Origin of the sequence: Anaerosalibacter sp. Marseille-P3206 (assembly GCF_900155565.1) — a bacterium.
Classification (GTDB): domain Bacteria; phylum Bacillota; class Clostridia; order Tissierellales; family Sporanaerobacteraceae; genus FUHM01.
In genome coordinates, this window is record NZ_FUHM01000002.1 from 154,047 (window position 1) to 174,559 (window position 20,513).

Genomic DNA, 20,513 nt, shown 5'->3' on the forward strand with positions numbered 1-20,513 from the left:
TATTTTATTTAGTTGAGGTGATTTTGTGAAAATTAAAATTGTAAACAAAAGTCCATTCCCCAATCCTGAATATAAAACTGAAGGTTCAGCTGGACTTGACTTATATGCAAATATAAAAGAAACAATGATTTTAAAACCATTTGAAAGAGTATTAGTGCCAACTGGGATATATCTATCTATTCCCATTGGATATGAAGCTCAAGTTAGAGCAAGAAGTGGATTAGCTTTAAAGCATGGAATAACATTAGCCAATGGCATTGGTACCATTGACAGCGATTATAGAGGAGAAATAAAAGTTATACTTATTAATCTAGGTAATGAAGATTTCAAAATTAATAGAGGGGATAGAATAGCTCAGTTAGTATTTTTAAAGTATGAAACAATTTCATTAGTAGAAGTTGAATCTCTAGATGAAACATCAAGAGGAGATGGCGGTTTTGGTCATACAGGGTATTAAGATATCATATCTGATCTTATCATAATTGATATAACATATATATAATACAAAAGAATATAATATAATAATCAACTTAATTAGAAAAAAATTATTTTGTATTATATAATATATGGAGGTATCATTATGCGATTAAATGATTTAGGAGGAAAAGAAATAGTTAATTTAAATGATGGTGGAAGACTTGGCGTTATTGCTGATTCAGACATTATTATTGATGAGAAAACAGGCAAAATTATTTCTTTATTAATCCCTGATAGAAGAATACAATTTAAATTGTTTGGAGAAAGAGAAGAAATCGAGATTCCATGGGATTGTATTAGAAAAATTGGCAATGATATGATAATAGTTGAATTAGAAGATTACTAAATAGTATAATTTTTTCACTTTTTTTAGTATAAACACATAATATAAACTATCGATAAAAGATAAAGAGGTGAAATACAGAATGAATACAATAATACAAAAATTTGGTGGTACATCTTTAGCTTCAGAGGAAAGTAGAGAAAGAGTTGTTTCTAAAATAATCAATAAACATAATCAAGGTTATAATGTAGTTGTAACTGTTTCTGCAATAGGTAGAAAAGGCAATCCATATTCTACAGATTCTTTAATTGACCTAATAAATACAAATACTGTTTCTTATAGGGATAAGGATTTATTACTTTCATGTGGTGAGATAATTTCGGCTGTAGTACTTTCGAGTACTTTAAATGAAAAAGGATATAAATCTATTGTATATACAGGTTATCAGGCAGGTATTGTCACGGATGATAATTTTGGCAATGCAGATATTATTGAAATCAATCCTGAAAAATTAATTAAAGGTTTAGATAAAGGTTATATAGTTATTGTAGCAGGTTTTCAAGGTGCAAATAGGAACGGTGAAATAACTACATTAGGTAGAGGTGGTAGTGACATTACAGCTGTTGCATTGGGAAAAGCACTCAATAGCCAGTGGGTAGAAATATATACTGATGTTGATGGAATTATGACGGCTGATCCGAATATTGTTCCAGATGCTAAAGTATTAGAAAACATGTGTTACTCTGAAGTTTATCAACTAGCAGAAGATGGTGCTAAAGTCATTCATCCTAAGGCTGTAGCAATTGCTCAGGAATCCAAAATTCCTATAAGAATATTAAATACTTTTTCAGAAAATGAAGGAACTAAAGTTGAAACATTAGAGAGAATGTATTATAGTGGAAACAACACTATGCAGGAAGATAAAATTATTACAGCAATCACTTATAAAAAAGGTAGGGTACAAGTAATATTAGATTTGGATAATAATGAGAATAAAACTGAAAAATTAATGGAAGAGTTAACTTCAAATAATGTTAGTATTGACTTGATAAACTTTTTTATCGATAAAAAGGTTTTTACTATTGATAATGAAGACGTACTAAAATTAAAAAAAATAATGGATAGTGGAGATTATAGTTATAAAATAGTAAAAAACTGTTGTAAGCTAAGTGCTATAGGGTATAAAATGAGAGGCGTACCAGGTGTTATGGCTAGAATAGTAAAAGCACTACTAAAAGAGAATATTAAAATTTTACAATCCTCGGATTCTCACAATACTATATGGTGTTTAATTGAAGAGAAAGATACTGATAAAGCAATTAATGCTCTCCATAAGGAATTTAAACTTTACCAATAATAAAAAGCATAATTATCTATATGATAATTATGCTTTTTTATTGGGGATATTATTGTGTAAATAGTAAAAACTATTATTAATATTGATTATAATTTGGAGGGAATTATAAAATGAAAAAAAATAATTTATCAAACAAAATTGAAGAAATTGAAGAAAACAAGGATGAATTAGAAAGTCTAAAAGAAGTAGGTATGATGCAAATTTCAACTATGCCTAATGACATTCAGTTTTTAACTATAATAGGAGAAATAGAAGGACATATAATGGCTCCTCCACAAAAGAAGGCTACAAAGTATGAACATCTTATTCCTTTGCTTATATCAGCAGTTGAGGATCCAAAGATTAAAGGGATATTTATAATATTAAATACTATTGGTGGAGATGTAGAAGCAGGATTAGCACTTGCAGAAATGATAACAAGTATAGATAAGCCTAAGGTATCTTTAGTACTTGGAGGAGGGCATAGTGTAGGAGTGCCACTTGCTATAGCTACAGACTATTCATATATTGTACCTTCAGCTTCTATGACCATACACCCAATTAGAACTACAGGTTTGGTTATAGGTGGACCTCAAACCTTTAGATATTTTGAAAAGATGCAACAAAGAATCATAAATTTTATAGTTCGAACATCTAATATAGATATAAAGGTTTTAAAGGATCTTATGTATGCAACAGATGAAATAGCTAATGATGTTGGAACAATACTTATAGGTCAAGAGGCAGTTGATTATGGCTTAATTGATGAAGTTGGTGGCTTTAGTGATGCATTAAATAAACTAAGAAGTCTTATGGATTAATATAATAGTATAATATATGAAATTATGCTATAATACAGAAGTAATCAGATTTTAAATTTTAAGGGGGGTTTTTTTTGACTTATTTTCAAGCAATAATATTAGGTATATTTCAAGGAATTAGTGAATTCCTTCCAATTAGTAGTTCTGGACATTTAGTAGTATTACAACGTATTTTTGGTATCAAAGAAGGGAATTTGTTTTTTACCGAGATGTTACACTTTGGAACCTTAATCTCAATTTTTGTAGTGTTCTTTAATGATATTATAAAAATAATAGTTGAGTTTTTCAAGATGATAGGACAGGGTATAAAAAATAAGAAATTTAAAATTACAAATATATATCAGAAGATGGCTATCTTAATTATAGTTGGAAGCATTCCTACTGCTATTATTGGGTTACTATTTCAAGATACATTTGAAAAATTATATTCTTCATTATTATCCATAAGTGTAGCTTTTATAATTACTGGTTTTATATTGTGGATAGTAGATAAGAAATCTAGAGGACATAAGAAGGTAAAAAACATGAGTTATGTTGATTCTCTTGTAATAGGTACTTTTCAAGGAATTGCCATAATACCAGGTATTTCTAGATCTGGTTCTACAATAGCTGGAGGACTTTTTAGAGGTTTAGATAGAAACTTAGCTACTGAATACTCTTTTTTACTTGCTTTACCAGCAACTTTTGGTGCTGCTTTATTAGGTATCAAAGATGTTGTTGAAACAGGTAGTGAGGTTTATTTTTCATTACCCTTAATCACAGGAGTAATAATTTCAGCTATTGTAGGAATTGTTTCACTTAGATTATTAATAAAACTACTTCAAAATAAAAAATTACATTACTTCTCATATTATCTATGGGCTCTAGGAATATTTTTATTGATATACCAATTATTTTAAATAAAGAGGATTTTATAATCTTCTGTAGAAATAAACCTAGAGGTGAATGTTTTGAAAAATAAAAGTAAAAAAAGAAATAAAACTAAAAACAGTAAAAAAAATATTAATAAAGATATTTTAGGAATAATAATTGTCTCAATAGGAATACTTTCACTTTTAAGTTTGTTTAGTAATAAAACTGGTGTAGTTGGCAATTTACTTAAAAATGTTTTTTTAACCTTAATGGGATTTGCAGGTTACATATTTCCTTTAATCATTATTTTCATTGGATTCTGTTTTATTTTAACAACTGCAGATGTTGAAAATAACAGGAAATCTATATACTTGCTTTTGATTTTTTTATGTTTCATTATAATTTTAGATATCAAACTTTTGAAGAATGACTCTTTTACTGAACGAATAAATTTGGCCTTTAGTTATAGTCAAAAAGGATTAGGTGGAGGATTAATAGGAGGCTTTTTAGGTTTCGTTTTTTTTAAGCTGTTTGGTACCTTAGGTTCTTATATTATATTATCTATAGTAATTTTTGTTAATTTCTTATTAATTACTGAAATAAAATTAAAAGATCTATTTTCAAAACAAAAAACAAAACCTAAACTTAAATCTATAAAAATTAACAACTATAATAAAAATGAAGAAATAAAAAAGAGTGAAAGAATAGTAGATAGTTTAGAAGATAAGAATCAAAATATTAAAATACTAGATTATTCAAAGAGACAAACAGTTGAAACTCAGGATAATTATAAAGATATTAACTTCAAACCTAATGTTAATCTAGATAATTATCAGTTCCCTTCAACAGATTTACTAAAAGATAGATTTGATAAAATTGGACTTGATGATAAAAAAGAAATCTTAACTAATGCTAAAAAAATAGAAGAGACTATGAAAAACTTTGGAGTTGATGCAAATATTATTCAAATTAGCAAAGGGCCTACTATTACATGTTATGAATTACAACCCGCACCTGGAGTTAAAGTTAGTAAAATAGTTAATTTGTCAGATGATATTTCGTTAAATTTGGCAACTTCAGATGTAAGAATAGAAGCTCCTATCCCAGGTAAGGCTGCAGTAGGAATAGAAGTTCCAAATAAAAATAAGATGGTTGTTAGTCTCAAAGAGATGCTGTTATCACAGGAATATAACGAAATAAAATCAAAGGTACCTTTTGCTTTGGGAAAAAACATAGCTGGTAAACCTATAGTTACTTCAATAGAAAAAATGCCACATCTATTGATTGCTGGTGCAACAGGTTCAGGAAAGAGTGTTTGTATTAATACTATTATTATGAGTATATTATTTAAATCAAATCCAGAGGAAGTTAAACTTATTTTGATTGATCCTAAAGTAGTGGAATTAAATGTCTATAATGATATACCACATTTATTAATACCAGTTGTTACAGATGCAAAAAAGGCTCAAGGTTCACTTTATTGGGCAGTAGAAGAAATGAATAGAAGATATAAACTATTTGCTAAAAATAGTGTTAGAGATATTAAAAGCTATAATCAAAAATTTAAAAATGATGAATCTAAAGAGAAATTGCCTTTAATAATAATAATAATTGATGAATTAGCTGATTTAATGATGGTGGCGGCTCAAGAGATAGAAGATTATATTTGTAGATTAGCACAAATGGCTAGAGCTGCAGGTATGCATTTAATAGTGGCTACACAAAGGCCATCTGTTGATGTAATAACAGGAACTATAAAGGCAAATATTCCATCAAGGATTTCCTTTGCTGTAACTTCTCAGATTGATTCAAGAACTATATTAGACATGAGTGGTGCTGAAAAACTATTAGGACAAGGAGATATGCTTTTCTTCCCATCTGATATACCCAAGCCAGTGAGGATACAAGGTGCTTTTATAGATGATGAAGAAGTTGAAGAAGTAGTAACCTTTCTAAAAAGTCAAACAGTTGTAGAATACGATGAAGAACTACTAGAATCTATTAAAAATAATGAGGTTCAAATAGATGACAATGTTGACGAATTGCTTCCAGATGCTATTAATCTAGTTATTGATGAAGGACAGGCTTCAATATCCCTATTACAGAGAAGATTGCGTGTAGGATATGCAAGAGCAGCAAGAATGGTTGATCAAATGGAGGAAAGAGGAATAGTCGGAGGTTATGAAGGAAGTAAGCCTAGAAAAGTATTAGTAGACAAAGATGATATTAAACAGTAATAAGAGGTGAAAAATGTGGTGAAAAAAAATGTTGCAATAGTAACTTTAGGTTGCTCAAAAAATGAAATTGACTCTGATTTAATGATGGGTTTATTAAAGAAAAGTAATTACGATATTACAACACATTTAGATGAAGCGGACATAATAATTGTAAATACATGTGGCTTTATTGATGATGCAAAAGAAGAATCCATAGAGATTATATGGGAAATGTCAAAATATAAAACTTATGGCAAATGCAAGTATCTTATATTAGCAGGTTGCTTAGCACAAAGATATGCAAATGAACTAATGGAAGAAATAGAAGAAGTTGATGGTATAATTGGGACAGGAGATATTTCTGAAGTTGTGAATATTATAGATAAGCTTAAACAAAATAACAAAATAATTAAAACTGAAAATATTAATAATGATTATATTGAAATGGTAGAAAGAACTAATTATAATTATTCAGCTTATGTAAAAATTTCAGAAGGTTGTAATAATAGATGTTCTTATTGCATAATACCAACATTAAGAGGTAAATATAGAAGCAGACGAATGGAGAATATTGTTAACGAAGTCAAGCAATTGGTAAAAAATGGTGTTAAAGAAATAATATTGATTGCTCAAAATACTACAGATTATGGCATAGATTTGTATGGAGAATATAAACTTGCTGAATTATTAAATGAATTAAATAAAATCCAAGACTTAGAATGGATCAGAATATTATATATGTACCCAGACCATTTTACAGATGAACTAGTTAAGGTTATTAAGGAAAATAAAAAAGTTGTAAAATACGTAGATATACCTATTCAACATATAAATGATGATATTTTAAGCAAAATGAATAGAAAAACTAATAAAGAACAAATTACAAATCTTATTAAAAAATTAAGAAGAGAAATACCTGATATAATTATTAGAACAACAATTATTGTTGGATTTCCAGGAGAAAATGAAGAACATTTCAATGAATTATATGATTATGTAAGAGACATAAGGTTTGATAGGCTTGGAGTATTTACTTATTCTCAAGAAGAAGGAACAGTAGCATATAATTATGAAGGACAGGTAAATGAAGAAATAAAACAATCAAGAAGAAATAAATTAATGGAGTTACAGCAAAAGATATCTTTAGAAGAAAATCGAAAGAAAATAGGTAATGTTTATAAAGTTTTAATTGAAGAGTGTTTAGATGACGATTTTTACTCAGGAAGAACATATGGAGATAGTCCAGAAATTGATGGAGTAGTTTTCTTTAAAAGTCAAAACAAAATAAGTATTGGTAGTTTTGTTTTGATAAAGGTAGAAGATTGCTTAGAATATGATTTGATGGGGGAGATTGTTAATGAATACAGCGAATAAGTTAACTATTTTCAGAATTTTTTTAGTACCAGTGTTTATGATATTTTTATTATCAGATATCAATAACGGTCAATATATTGCAGCAGCTATATTTATTATAGCTTCACTTACAGATACATTAGATGGTCATATAGCAAGGAGCAGAAATCAAATAACTAATTTTGGGAAATTTATGGACCCACTTGCAGATAAAATACTTGTTTCAGCTGCTTTGATTTCATTGATTGAATTAGGAAAAGTACCAGCATGGGTAGTAGTTGTTATCATAGCTAGAGAATTTGCTATTACAGGATTAAGAGTTTTGGCTGCTTCAGCTGGAATTACTATTGCAGCTAGTAAATTAGGTAAAATCAAAACAATTACTCAATTAATAGCTATTATCGCATTACTTTTAAATAATTGGCCTTTTAAATATGTCAATTTTCCTTTTGATAAAATTATGATTTATGTATCTGTTTTTACCACTATAATATCTGGAATAGATTATATATATAAAAATAGGCAGGTACTGTATTCAGATTCAAATAAATAGGAGATGATTTTATGAAGGCTGAGATTATTTCTGTAGGAACTGAGTTGTTGTTAGGAAATACTATAAACACTGATGCACAATTTTTATCTCAAAGATGTGCAGATTTAGGAATAGATGTCTATTATCATACTGTTGTAGGTGATAATATAGAACGAATAAAAGAAGTTACTGAAATTGCAATTAATAGATCAAATTTAATTATTTTTACTGGTGGCCTTGGACCTACAAGTGATGATATTACTAAAGAAGTAGTTTCGGAACTTCTAAATATTCAATTGGAATTGAATCAATTCTATTTAAAGGAAATAGAAAAATACTTTAAAAACATTAACAAGCAGATGACAGAAAATAATATCAAACAAGCTTATCTACCGAAAGGAAGCATTGTTTTAAAAAATGATGTTGGTACAGCACCAGGTGCTTTTTTATCTAGCAATGGAGTGAAGGTCATATTTTTACCTGGCCCACCTATAGAGTTAAAAACAATGTTTAATAGATATGTTGTTCCACTATTAGATAATGAATATATTATAAAATCAAAAGTAATAAAAACTATTGGAATAGGTGAATCACAGATAGATGATATGTTAGATAGCTTAATTAAAATACAAACTAATCCTACTATTGCAACCTATGCAAAAGAAGGGCAAGTAGATATTAGAATTACTGCAAAAGGGAAAGATGAAGATAATATTGATTTGTTAATAGATGAATTAACTAATAAGGTAAGTAAAATAATAGGAGATTATATATATAGTTATAATAATGAATCAGTTGAAGAGGTTTTTTATAGTTTATTGAAGAAGAAAAGCATGAAAGTAGCATTTTGTGAATCGTGCACAGGGGGATTAATTACAAGTCGATTTACAAGAATTCCAGGTGTTTCAGAGGTATTTGATAGAGGATTAGTTACTTATAGCAATGAAGCTAAAATTAATGAATTAGGAGTTAAAGAAGAAACTTTAAAAACATACGGGGCAGTCAGTCAGCAAACAGCAATTGAAATGGTAGAAGGATTGTTTAAAAAATCAAATGTAGATATTGCTATATCGACTACTGGAATAGCTGGTCCTTCTAGCGATGACAAGAATAAACCAATAGGGCTGGTTTATATTGGCGTAGCTGATAAAGATAAGTCATTTGCAATAGAATGTCATTTTTCAGGGAACAGAGAATCCATTCAAAAAAAAGCTACCAATTATGCATTTAATGAAGGACGCAAATTTTTATTAAGATAATCATTGACTATATGTTTTAAATAGTGTAAAATGATTACAAGAGAACTAACGTTCGAAAATGAAAGGTGGTGTATCCAGTTTAACTGGGGAAAATATGGCTGATTTAAATGATAAGAAAAAAGCTTTAGATGTTGCTATTAATCAAATAGAGAAACAATTTGGCAAAGGTTCTATTATGAGATTAGGCGAGAATGCAAAAATGAATATTGATGTTATTCCTACAGGCTCGTTAGATTTAGATTTAGCTTTGGGAATAGGAGGCCTTCCAAGAGGTAGAGTAATAGAAATATTTGGGCCAGAATCTTCTGGTAAAACAACTGTTGCATTACATGCTGTAGCTGAAGCACAAAAATCTGGTGGAATTGCAGCTTTTATTGATGCGGAGCATGCATTGGACCCTTCCTATGCTCAAAAATTAGGTGTAAATATTGATGATCTTATTGTTTCTCAACCTGATACAGGAGAACAAGGTTTAGAAATTGCTGAAGCTTTGGTTAGAAGTGGTGCTGTTGATATTGTTGTTGTCGACTCAGTAGCTGCCTTGGTTCCAAAAGCAGAAATAGAAGGAGATATGGGAGATAGTCATGTAGGGTTACAAGCTAGACTTATGTCACAAGCATTGAGAAAATTGACGGGTTCTATAAGTAAGTCTCAAACTATAATAATATTTATAAATCAATTGAGGGAAAAAGTTGGAGTTATGTTTGGAAATCCTGAAACTACAACAGGAGGTAGAGCCTTAAAATTTTATTCTTCTGTAAGATTAGATGTAAGAAGAATTGATTCTATTAAACAAGGTGATAATGTCATTGGTAATCGTACAAGGGTTAGAGTTGTTAAAAACAAAGTAGCTCCACCTTTTAAACAAGCTGAATTTGATATTATGTATGGTGAAGGAATATCTAAAGAAGGAAATATACTAGATGTAGGTGCAAATTCAGATATTGTTACAAAATCAGGTGCTTGGTATAGCTACGGCGAATATAAATTGGGACAAGGTAGAGAAAATGCAAAAGACTTTTTAAAGGAAAATCCTGAAGTTACAAAAGAAATTGAAACTAAGATTAGAGAAAAGTATGGACTCATTGAACAAAAATTAGATGAAACTATTGAAAGTGAAGATAAATCCAAAGAGTAAAACCTCCTTATTTAATTAAGGAGGTTTTACAATCAAGGAGTGTTGCTAATTGAAAATTTTATTTTTTACAGATACTCATATAAGGGGTACTACTCCTAAAAATAGAAAAGATAATTTAATGGATACATTAGAAAACAAGTTAAAAGAAATTGTAAGGCTATCAAAAGAATATAGTGTTGATTATATTTTTCATGGTGGAGATTTGTTTGATCGTCCTGATATATCTATATCTATAGTAAGTAGATTCATATCAATTCTCAATAGTTTTGAAGCTCCATTTTATATAATATGTGGAAATCATGATATATATGGTCACAATCCAGATACCGTTAATAGGACTATGCTGGGCTTGTTTGATGAAATAGGTCTTATCCATTTGATAAAAGAAAGTGAAGTAATATTTTTAGAAAAAGATAATATAATAGTTCAATTGACAGGACAACCCTATACTTATAATCTAGATGATAAAATGTATAGGGATAAATATATTGTTAATTATGTTGATGGAAAAGCTAAATATTCTATTCATATGGTTCATGGTATGTTGCTAGACAAACCTTTCATAAAAGGTATTCCTTATACCTTAGTAGATGAGATAAAAGAAACAAAAGCAGATATTACCCTTTCTGGTCACTATCATTCAGGTTTTGGTATATTAAAAGATAATCATAAATATTTTGTTAATCCAGGTAGTACAATCCGTATAACAAATAGTTTAAGAGAAATCGAAAGAATTCCACAAGTAGTACTTATTGAGTTAAATGATAGTATAAATATTGAGCTTATTCCACTTAGTACAGCACTACCAGGAGAAGAAGTTCTTGATAGGAAGGAAATAGAAACCTTTATATTCAAGAGTGAAAGATTAGCTCAGTTTAAACAAACAGTTGACAATACAACAAATTTTGATAAGTTAGATGTAAATGAAATATTATTAGAAGTTTCTAAGGCTGAAGGGGTTTCAGAAGAAGTTAAAGTTGAAGCATTGAGAAGAATTGCACTTTCTCAAATGAAGAGAGCAGGAGATGATTGATCCAAATGAAGTATATAAAAAAAGTAATTCTTGAAAACTTTCAATCTCATAAGAGTTCTGAATTAGAATTTGATAACAGTTTAAATGTTATAGTGGGTCCTTCTGATCAAGGAAAAAGCGCTATAATACGTGGTATTAAGTGGGCTCTTTTTAATGAACCTTCAGGAGATTATTTTATAAGAGAAGGCGAAAAGGATTGTAGTGTTACTGTTGTTTTTAATGACAATACTGCTATTAAAAGATATAGAAGTAAATCAAAAAACTTATATTATTTATATGATGCTGAAGGAAAAGAAACAATATTTGAAGGTTTTGGTACCAATGTACCTATTGAAATATTAGATAAAATAAACATAAAAAAAATCTATCTAGATGGGAAACAATCTAGTTCTATTAATATAAGTGATCAACTTGAAGGACCTTTTTTATTGTCTGATAAAACTGCAACAAGAGCAAATGCTATTGGTAGGTTAGTAGGAGTACATTTTGTAGATGATGCAGTTTCTGATACTTTAAAAGATATGCGAAGTTTAAATATGTTAAAAAGAAATACAGAAGAACAATTAAATATACAGATAGATGAATTGAATAAATACAGTTATTTAAAGGAATTAGAACAAACTATTGAGCATTTAGATAATATTAAGAATAAAATTAAAAAATTAGAATGTAAAGTTGAGAAATTAAAAACTCTTTCTAATAAACTTAATCTAATAAATAAAAGTATTGAGGAAGCAAATAAAATAATTACTGAATTTGGTAAAATTGAGTATATCAGCGATATTATTGAAGAATTGAATTTTAAAATAAAAATATATATATTTATTGATAATAGATCAAAGACATTATTTAATGTTGATAAAAATATTAAATATAATGAAAATGTAATTAGAAAAATCAAGGATTTAGATAGAGTTAATAAATGCATAAATCTACTTGAACAAAAAGTAGATAAAAGTATAAAATTAAAAAAAATACAGTCTAATAAAAAATATATTGATGAAAATTTACAATATAACAAACAAGTTTTAAATAAAATGAAATTTCTACAATTAGTGGATAAAGATATAGGAAGTATTGATAATAAATGCAAAAGATTAATTTCTTTAAATTCATTAAGAAAAAGCAAAATTGAAGTAGATAATAGAATTATTTATGGAAGTAACTACTTAGATAGATTTTCTAAAATAGATAATATTGATTCTAAGGTAATATTATTAGATGAAAGTAATATTATCTTAAATAAGTTAATTATATTAAGATATAAGAAGGATGAATTATTAAGTGAAATGAAAAAGGCAACAAAAACACTTTTGAAAAGCGAGGAAGAGACAGAACTTTTACTTTTAGAGTATAAAAAACTTTTATCACAATTTGAAGTTTGTCCATTATGTTTAAGCAAAATAGATCAAAGTACTATTCAAAAAATTGTAGATACTTATAAGTAGGAGGGTTTAACATGAATGATTATGAAAAAGAATTGAATATGTTAAAAGATAATCTCGAGAAGGCAAAATCTCTCAAATATAAAGCTGAAGCTCGATTAGAGCAACTGAATAAACAACAGGAAGAAATCATTAAAGAATTACAAGATTTGGGTGTAAATCCTGATGATTTGGACAAGGAAATTGAAAAACTAACTACTGAGATTGAAGAACTATTTAAAGAATCAAATGAGTTATTACCTAAAGATATTTTAGAAAAGAAGTGATTAATTATGATTGATAGTTATATTGAATTAGATAATCAAATTAATAAATTAAAGGATTATTTATCAAGAGAAAGCGGAAAGAGAGATAAAATATTAGAATTAATAGAAGCTAATAAAAAAAAGATATCCAAAATAAATTCAGATATTGAATTGTTAGAAAAGGTAAACATATTACTTCAAAGAACTTCAGAATATGGAAGAGAGCAAGCTAAAAAGCAAATAGAGATAATAGTTACTAATTGTCTTCAGTATGTATTTGACTCCAATGTAGAGTTTAAAATAGAAATTGAAGAGTTATATGGGAAACCTAATGCTGAATTTTATGTGATTACTAAGGTAGAAGACGAAGTGATAAAAACTAAACCTGAGTTATCAAGGGGTGGAGGAGTAGTCGATATTATTTCATTAGCTCTTAGAACTTCATTTCTGCAAATTCACAAACCATTAATTGAAGGGCCACTTATATTAGATGAACCAGCAAAACATGTAAGTGAAGAATATATATTTAATGTAGCAGATTTTTTAAAAAGGATATCAGAAATGTTTGATAGACAAGTAATAATGGTTACACATAACAATCATTTGTCTTCTATAAGCACTAATGCATACAGAGTACATTTAGAGGGAACACAAAGCGTTGTGGAGAGAGTTACTCCAAATTAATGACTTGACATATTTAGTTAAAAGTAATAGAATTAAATCGTATGTAGTGTATATAAAGAGTATAGTGTAGACTCTATAAGCCGAGACTACTCGGTTTATATTTTTACCATTATCCAGAATATGTAATATGAAACTTGAAAAGTAAATAGAAAGTGAGGTGCTTTGTTATCGAAGTTGTAATTGGAGTTATAAGTGCTGCTATTGGAATCATCATTGGATTTTATATAAGAAAAACAATTGGTGAAGGAAAAATTAATAATGCTGAGAAAGTAGCAGAAAAAATCATTGAAGATGCAAAAAGAAATTCAGAAACATTAAAGAAAGAAGTGCTTCTTGAAGCAAAAGAAGAAGTTCATAAGATGAGAACAGATATTGAAAGAGAAAGTCGTGAAAGAAGAAATGAACTACAAAAACTAGAAAGAAGATTAGTTCATAAGGAAGAAACTATAGATAGAAAAAGTGAGTCTATAGAAAAAAAAGAAGATTTAGTTGTCAAGAAAGCAAATGAATTAGATGAAAAAGAAGTTTTGCTTAATGAGTTGTATGAAAGACAGGTAGACGAGCTAGAAAGACTATCTGGATTGACTTCAGATGAAGCTAAGGAGTTATTATTAAATGATGTTAGGAAAGAAATAATCCATGAATCAGCTATTATGGTTAAGGAAATGGAAAACAAAGCAAAGGAAGAAGCAGAAAAGAAAGCACGTGAAATTATATCCATAGCAATTCAAAAATGTGCTGCTGATCATGTAACTGAGAGTACAGTTACGGTAGTGCCATTACCAAATGACGAGATGAAAGGTAGAATAATAGGAAGAGAAGGCAGGAATATAAGAACATTAGAAACTTTAACAGGTATTGACTTGATTATAGACGATACGCCAGAAGCTGTAGTATTATCTGGTTTTGATCCTATTAGAAGAGAAGTTGCAAGAATAGCCTTAGAAAAACTGATTGTTGATGGAAGAATACATCCAGCAAGAATTGAAGAAATGGTAGAAAAAGCAAAGAAGGATGTTGAAAATATCATAAGAGAAGAAGGAGAGCAAGCAGCATTTGAAACTGGTGTTCATGGTTTACACCCTGAAATTATAAAACTTTTAGGAAGATTAAAATATAGAACTAGTTATGGACAAAATGTTTTAAGACATTCTATTGAAGTTTCTCACTTAGCAGGTGTAATAGCAGCAGAATTAGGAGCAGATATAAAGATTGCTAAAAGGGCCGGTCTTCTTCATGATATTGGAAAGTCTGTAGATCATGAAATTGAAGGTCCACATGTAACGATTGGTGTAGATTTAGCAAAAAGATATAAAGAATCAAAAGAAGTATTACATGCTATTGAAGCTCATCATGGAGATGTAGAACCAGTTACTGTAGAAGCTGTATTAGTTCAAGCTGCTGATGCCATATCAGCTGCTAGGCCGGGTGCAAGAAGAGAAACATTAGAAGCTTATATTAAGAGATTAGAAAAGCTAGAAGAGATAGCGAACTCATTTGATGGAATAGAAAAGTCATATGCAATCCAAGCAGGTCGTGAGATTAGAATAATGGTTAAACCAGAAGTAATTAACGATGATGAAATTGTTCATACAGCAAGAGATATCGTTAAAAGAATTGAAGCTGAACTTGATTATCCAGGGCAAATTAAAGTAAATGTTATAAGAGAAACTAGAGCAATTGAATATGCTAAATAGTATTAATTATTTTATTTTTTAAGTAAATATTTTATAAATAAAAGAGGATTTCTCTATTATTTGTAGAATATAAAAGATAAACTAAATAATAGAAATAAAATAAGTAGAGGGGGCTATTTTAATGGATGTATTAAAAGTATCAGCAAAATCAAGTCCAAATTCTGTTGCAGGGGCACTAGCTGGAGTATTAAGAGAAAAAGGTGCTGCTGAAATTCAAGCTATAGGAGCTGGAGCTCTTAATCAAGCAGTTAAGGCAGTTGCTATTGCAAGAGGGTTTGTTGCACCAAGTGGAATTGATCTTATTTGTATACCTGCTTTCACCGATATTGAGATTGATGGTGAAGAAAGAACAGCTATTAAACTTATTGTAGAACCTAGATAGTAATTAAAAACCTGCCATATAGGCAGGTTTTTTCATAAAAAGGAGTTGTTTTGTAAAAATATTAAACTTTTTAATAAAAAAAGAGGACTTTATTAAAATTTGTAGAATATATATTATATAGTAATTTATTTGAAATTTTTAAAAATACTAAATAGGGAGGCATCTTTATGGATGTATTAAAAGTTGCAACAAAATCAAGTCCAAATTCTGTTGCAGGTGCACTAGCTGGAGTATTAAGAGAAAAAGGTGCTGCTGAAATTCAAGCTATAGGAGCTGGAGCTCTTAATCAAGCTGTTAAAGCAGTTGCTATTGCTAGGGGGTTTGTTGCGCCTAGCGGTATGGATTTAATATGTATACCTGCTTTCACCGATATTGAGATTGATGGTGAAGAAAGAACAGCTATTAAACTTATTGTAGAACCTAGATAAAACATTAGAACCTGCTTTGCCTATAGCAGGTTCTTTTACGTGAAGATTTTAATTTTAAGTATTATAAAAAAAGTGTATAATATATATGGCGATTAGTTATTAGAAGGAGTGTTTTTATGAAGCTGGATTTACATACACATACAACTTTTTCTGATGGATTTTTTACACCAGAGGAAATAGTTGATTTAGCAGTAAAAAAAGGTTTGGATGGTATTGCTATTACAGATCATGATACAACTAAAGGTATAGATAGTGCTATAAAGAGAAGTACAGTGTATAAGGATTTTTTAGTTGTTCCTGGTATTGAATTTAGTTGCGAATACAATGATGAAGAAGTTCATATATTAGGTTATTTTATAGAATATAAATCTCCTGAATTAATAAAACTTACTGATAAGCTTAAGACTGAAAGAATTAAGAGAGGATATAAGATTATTAGTGAGTTAAATAATATTGGATTAAATATTACTATAGAGGATGTAAAGAAATTTGCAAAAGATGATTTTGTTGGAAGACCACATATTGCAAATGCATTAGTAATGAAAGGATTAGCAGATAGTATTGAAGATGCTTTTAATAAATATCTAATAAAAGGAAAACCTGGCTATGTAAAAAGGTATAAATTATCTATAGCAGATACAATAAATTTAATTCATAGGATAGATGGTATAGCTGTTTTAGCACATCCTGGCTTACTAAAAGTTAAAGATATAATAGATTATGCTATCGATTCTGGGATTGATGGTATAGAAGCTATACACTCAAAGCATCTAAAAAAAGAAATAGATGATTATATATATATGTCTAAAAGGAATAATTTAATTATAACTGGTGGTTCTGATTTTCATGGAGCAATAAATAATTGTGAGTATTCTCTAGGTAATTATTATATAGATATTGATAAATTAGAAACTTTGAAAAGGAGGAGAAAAAATGACAGCATATAAAGGTGAAAGAAATAGACAGTTTCCTTCAAAGTTAAGCACTACTTCTTTTGTTAAGTTATATATATTACATTTATTAAGAGAGAAAAGTTATTATGGAAATGAAATTATTGAAGAAATTAAACAAAGATTAGATAATAAATGGGAACCAAGTCCTGGAATGGTTTATCCTTTATTAAGAGATTTAGAAGATCAAGGATATATAATAGGTTGGTGGGAAGAGCCTGACAAGCGTTCTATTAGGAGATATAGACTTACTGATGAGGGTTATAAACATTATAAAGTAATTTTATTAATGTATAAACCGATATTCGAAGATTCTTTACATATAACAAAAACTGTTTTGAAAGATATATATGGTTTTAAATGTTGACAAAAACTTAACATTTAAAAGAAGGATTAAGTTATTTTTTATAGAAGAATAACTATAATAACAATAATAAATTGGAGGTAGCAAAATGAATAAAAAACTTTCAGAAAAAGGACTAAAAATTTCACCATCAGTTACTTTAGAAATTACTGCAAAGGCAAAAGCAATGAAGGCAGAAGGAATTGATGTAGTTAGTTTTGGAGCAGGTGAACCAGATTTTAATACTCCTGAAAATATTATAGCTGAAGGGATTAAAGCTATTAATGAGGGAAAAACTAGATACACTCCTGCTTCTGGAATAATAGAACTTAAAGAAGCTATTTGTAAAAAGCTAAAAAGAGATAATGGACTAACTTATTCACCTAATAATATAATAATATCTAGTGGAGCAAAACATTCTATATACAATGCATTGATGGCAATAACTAACCCTGGAGATGAAATAATAATTTCTGTTCCTTATTGGGTTAGTTATCCTGAACTTATAAAACTTGCTGGTGGAGTTCCAGTTATGATAAAAACCAAAGAGGAAAACGGTTTTAAATATACAGTAGAAGATTTAAATAGTGTAATGACAAAAAACACTAAAGCAATTATATTGAACAGTCCTAATAATCCAACTGGAACATTTTATACTTTAGAAGAACTAAAGAAAATTGCTGATTGGGCTGTTGAAAATGAAGTATTTATAATATCTGATGAGATATATGAAAAATTAGTGTATGATGGAGATAAACACGTAAGTATAGCTTCGTTAAATAATGATGTAAAAGATTTAACAATTGTTATTAATGGAATGTCTAAAGCTTATGCAATGACAGGCTGGAGAATTGGTTATGCAGCAGCAAATGCTGAGATAATAAAAATAATGAGTAATGTTCAAAGTCATACTACTTCTAATCCTTGTTCTATTTCTCAATACGCTAGTGTTGAAGGTTTATTAGGTAATCAAGATAGTGTAGGAAAGATGAAAGAACATTTCGAAGAAAGAAGAAATGTTATGGTTGATATGGTTAATGATATAAGTGGGTTAAGTTGTAGAAAACCTAAGGGTGCTTTCTATGTAATGGTCAATCTTACACAAATCAAGGGAAAAACCATTAGAGGTATGAAGATTGAAAACTCATTAGATTTTGCTAAACTTTTATTAGATGAAGGAAAAGTTGCAGTAATACCAGGTATTGGTTTTGGTGATGATGATTATATAAGATTGTCATATGCAACTTCTATGGAAAATATAAAAGAGGGATTAACAAGAATTAAAAAGATTGTTGAAGGTTAATTTTTTGTAAAGTCATATAAATTATAAAGGCCAAGTTTACATAATATTATTATGTAAACTTGGCCTGATTTTTTGATAAGCTAAAAGGGGAAAATAACTTATATTTTAACAAAATATATAAAAAACATTATTTAAATGCATAAAACATTGGCAATAAAAGCAAAGATTGATTTTAAAGCCGTGGTTTAAGTTGTATAGCATTTTTATATGTTTCTAATGTAATTATATATGTAATACAAATCAAACGTAATATGAGAAGATTTAAGAGGCGTTTTTTATTAAGATTTTAAATGATATCAAAAAATAGATAAGAAATAATTTATAGTAAAGAAGGATTTTTTAATACATATGTCGAATATATAAATAGTCACAAAATATACATTTTGCGACTATTTATATCAAAAAATAAGAAAGCGGTGAGAATATGGACGATATGCCATTAATATTAGAAGATTATTTGAATTACATGGAAACTATACGTGGTAAATCTTCAAGTACAACTAAAGAATATTTTTATGATTTAAGAACATTCTTTAGGTTTTTAAAAATTAGGTATAGGCTAGTTGAAAAAGATACGCCTTTTGGGGAAATAAGCATTGAAGATATCAATATAGAATTTATTAAAAAAATAAATATCCAAGACCTACATGCCTATATCTCCTATGTAGACAAAAAAAGAAGCAATGGTAATTATGCTAAAGCTAGAAAAGTTGCAAGTGTTAGATCCTTTTTTGATTACTTACATAATAAAATAAATTTATTAGACAAGAATCCTGCAGATAACTTGGAATTTCCCAAGACTGGTAACAGACAACCTGTGTATTTGACTTTGGATGAAGCTAAAAGACTTTTAAATGTAGTAAATCAAAATAAAAGTGATTTCTTTAGAAAGAGAGATTATGCAATTATAACACTTTTTTTAAATTGTGGATTGAGATTATCAGAATTAGAAAGCATTAATATTGATAAAATTAAAGGCGATACATTAGTGGTTTTAGGAAAAGGAAACAAAGAAAGAACAATATATTTAAACGATGCATGTATTCAAGCATTAGAAGATTATATTAGTGTTCGTCCTAAGGTTAATAGCCAAAATAAGGCTTTATTTTTAAGCATGAGAAAAAATCGCATGAGCAATAGAGCAATTCAACATATGATTGATAGATACTTAGAGAAATCAGGTTTAGATCCATCTGTTTATTCCACACATAAATTGAGACATACAGCAGCTACTTTAATGTATAAGTATGGCAATGTTGATATAAGAGCTTTACAAGAAATATTAGGTCATGAGAATGTTTCTACTACTCAAATATATACACATATAGATGACGAACGACTTAGAGATGCAGTTAAAAGCAATCCTCTTTCAGATCATAAAAGTGATATAAAAAATGATAAGTAGTTTTCTACTTATCATTTTTTATTGGCACTTTAATTACATCACCAGGATTTAAGTTAGAATCTTCTAGATTGTTTGCCATCATTATCTCATATACTATTTCTCTTGTATCATAATTTTCGGGTTTATTATTTAATGCTATGCTCCATAATGTATCTCCTCTTTTTATTGTTACTTCTACATATTTTTTTTCGTATTTTGAACTGTATACTTTGTTTTTACTTGTAAGTATTATAGTGATTATGAGACTGATTGAAATTATAAATAAGATAGAAACTATAAATCTCTTTTTGTTAGCGATTCTAATTTTTTTCTTTTTCAAATCATCACCTCA

The 20,513-nt window shown here is 28.5% G+C and carries 22 protein-coding genes; 21 read left to right on the forward strand and 1 reads right to left on the reverse strand.

The window, feature by feature from the left end:
* Positions 1–25 precede the first annotated feature (25 nt).
* The 21 genes from dut to BQ9840_RS02075 all read left to right on the forward strand — a co-directional run bounded on the left by dut (position 26) and on the right by BQ9840_RS02075 (position 20,182).
* Positions 26–457 carry a dUTP diphosphatase gene (gene dut, locus BQ9840_RS01975; RefSeq protein WP_077367543.1) on the forward strand — a complete coding sequence of 144 codons (432 nt, stop codon included), beginning with the start codon at positions 26–28 and terminating at the stop codon, positions 455–457.
* 123 nt (positions 458–580) lie between these two features.
* Positions 581–823, forward strand: a complete 243-nt coding sequence (locus tag BQ9840_RS01980; RefSeq protein ID WP_077367545.1) for a YlmC/YmxH family sporulation protein — start codon at positions 581–583, stop codon at positions 821–823.
* Between the two features lie 79 nt (positions 824–902).
* Entirely contained in the window at positions 903–2,117 is a 1,215-nt protein-coding gene (gene dapG, locus BQ9840_RS01985) for an aspartate kinase (protein WP_077367547.1), read from the forward strand.
* A gap of 110 nt (positions 2,118–2,227) precedes the next feature.
* Positions 2,228–2,917, forward strand: a complete 690-nt coding sequence (locus tag BQ9840_RS01990; protein WP_077367549.1) for a ClpP family protease — start codon at positions 2,228–2,230, stop codon at positions 2,915–2,917.
* Positions 2,918–2,991: 74 nt separating this feature from the next.
* On the forward strand, positions 2,992–3,816 hold the full coding sequence (gene uppP, locus BQ9840_RS01995) for an undecaprenyl-diphosphatase UppP (RefSeq protein ID WP_077367551.1): 825 nt from the start codon (positions 2,992–2,994) through the stop codon (positions 3,814–3,816).
* A gap of 51 nt (positions 3,817–3,867) precedes the next feature.
* Positions 3,868–6,006: a DNA translocase FtsK gene (locus BQ9840_RS02000; RefSeq protein ID WP_077367552.1), complete on the forward strand. Its 2,139-nt coding sequence runs from the start codon at positions 3,868–3,870 to the stop codon at positions 6,004–6,006.
* Positions 6,007–6,021: 15 nt separating this feature from the next.
* A complete protein-coding gene (rimO, locus tag BQ9840_RS02005; protein ID WP_077367554.1) occupies positions 6,022–7,359 on the forward strand; it encodes a 30S ribosomal protein S12 methylthiotransferase RimO in 1,338 nt (445 codons plus the stop codon).
* A complete protein-coding gene (gene pgsA / locus BQ9840_RS02010) occupies positions 7,343–7,891 on the forward strand; it encodes a CDP-diacylglycerol--glycerol-3-phosphate 3-phosphatidyltransferase (protein ID WP_077367556.1) in 549 nt (182 codons plus the stop codon). Before rimO ends, pgsA begins: the two co-directional genes overlap by 17 nt.
* Before the next feature lie 11 nt (positions 7,892–7,902).
* Complete coding sequence (locus BQ9840_RS02015) at positions 7,903–9,129, forward strand: competence/damage-inducible protein A (protein WP_077367558.1); 1,227 nt, start codon at positions 7,903–7,905, stop codon at positions 9,127–9,129.
* 94 nt (positions 9,130–9,223) lie between these two features.
* Complete coding sequence (recA, locus tag BQ9840_RS02020) at positions 9,224–10,267, forward strand: recombinase RecA (RefSeq protein ID WP_077370069.1); 1,044 nt, start codon at positions 9,224–9,226, stop codon at positions 10,265–10,267.
* Positions 10,268–10,316: 49 nt separating this feature from the next.
* Positions 10,317–11,300: a metallophosphoesterase family protein gene (locus BQ9840_RS02025; protein ID WP_077367560.1), complete on the forward strand. Its 984-nt coding sequence runs from the start codon at positions 10,317–10,319 to the stop codon at positions 11,298–11,300.
* Positions 11,301–11,305: 5 nt separating this feature from the next.
* Positions 11,306–12,748 (forward strand): AAA family ATPase, encoded by a 1,443-nt coding sequence (locus tag BQ9840_RS02030; RefSeq protein ID WP_077367562.1) that lies wholly within the window; start codon positions 11,306–11,308, stop codon positions 12,746–12,748.
* Between the two features lie 11 nt (positions 12,749–12,759).
* Positions 12,760–13,011 carry a hypothetical protein gene (locus BQ9840_RS02035; protein WP_077367564.1) on the forward strand — a complete coding sequence of 84 codons (252 nt, stop codon included), beginning with the start codon at positions 12,760–12,762 and terminating at the stop codon, positions 13,009–13,011.
* A gap of 6 nt (positions 13,012–13,017) precedes the next feature.
* Positions 13,018–13,674 carry an ATPase gene (locus BQ9840_RS02040; protein ID WP_077367566.1) on the forward strand — a complete coding sequence of 219 codons (657 nt, stop codon included), beginning with the start codon at positions 13,018–13,020 and terminating at the stop codon, positions 13,672–13,674.
* A 152-nt stretch (positions 13,675–13,826) separates the two neighbouring features.
* Positions 13,827–15,371: a ribonuclease Y gene (rny, locus tag BQ9840_RS02045; RefSeq protein ID WP_234978598.1), complete on the forward strand. Its 1,545-nt coding sequence runs from the start codon at positions 13,827–13,829 to the stop codon at positions 15,369–15,371.
* A 121-nt stretch (positions 15,372–15,492) separates the two neighbouring features.
* Positions 15,493–15,753 (forward strand): stage V sporulation protein SpoVS, encoded by a 261-nt coding sequence (gene spoVS / locus BQ9840_RS02050; protein ID WP_072744385.1) that lies wholly within the window; start codon positions 15,493–15,495, stop codon positions 15,751–15,753.
* A 167-nt stretch (positions 15,754–15,920) separates the two neighbouring features.
* Positions 15,921–16,181 carry a stage V sporulation protein S gene (locus tag BQ9840_RS02055; protein ID WP_077367568.1) on the forward strand — a complete coding sequence of 87 codons (261 nt, stop codon included), beginning with the start codon at positions 15,921–15,923 and terminating at the stop codon, positions 16,179–16,181.
* Between the two features lie 116 nt (positions 16,182–16,297).
* Complete coding sequence (locus tag BQ9840_RS02060; protein ID WP_077367570.1) at positions 16,298–17,128, forward strand: PHP domain-containing protein; 831 nt, start codon at positions 16,298–16,300, stop codon at positions 17,126–17,128.
* Complete coding sequence (locus BQ9840_RS02065) at positions 17,115–17,498, forward strand: PadR family transcriptional regulator (RefSeq protein ID WP_077367572.1); 384 nt, start codon at positions 17,115–17,117, stop codon at positions 17,496–17,498. Before BQ9840_RS02060 ends, BQ9840_RS02065 begins: the two co-directional genes overlap by 14 nt.
* Before the next feature lie 85 nt (positions 17,499–17,583).
* On the forward strand, positions 17,584–18,777 hold the full coding sequence (locus BQ9840_RS02070; RefSeq protein WP_077367574.1) for a pyridoxal phosphate-dependent aminotransferase: 1,194 nt from the start codon (positions 17,584–17,586) through the stop codon (positions 18,775–18,777).
* A gap of 424 nt (positions 18,778–19,201) precedes the next feature.
* Positions 19,202–20,182, forward strand: a complete 981-nt coding sequence (locus BQ9840_RS02075) for a tyrosine recombinase XerC (protein ID WP_077367576.1) — start codon at positions 19,202–19,204, stop codon at positions 20,180–20,182.
* A gap of 4 nt (positions 20,183–20,186) precedes the next feature.
* Here BQ9840_RS02075 and BQ9840_RS02080 read toward each other — a convergent pair whose 3' ends face one another.
* Positions 20,187–20,501 (reverse strand): cell division suppressor protein YneA, encoded by a 315-nt coding sequence (locus BQ9840_RS02080; protein WP_077367578.1) that lies wholly within the window; start codon positions 20,499–20,501, stop codon positions 20,187–20,189.
* Positions 20,502–20,513 lie beyond the last annotated feature (12 nt).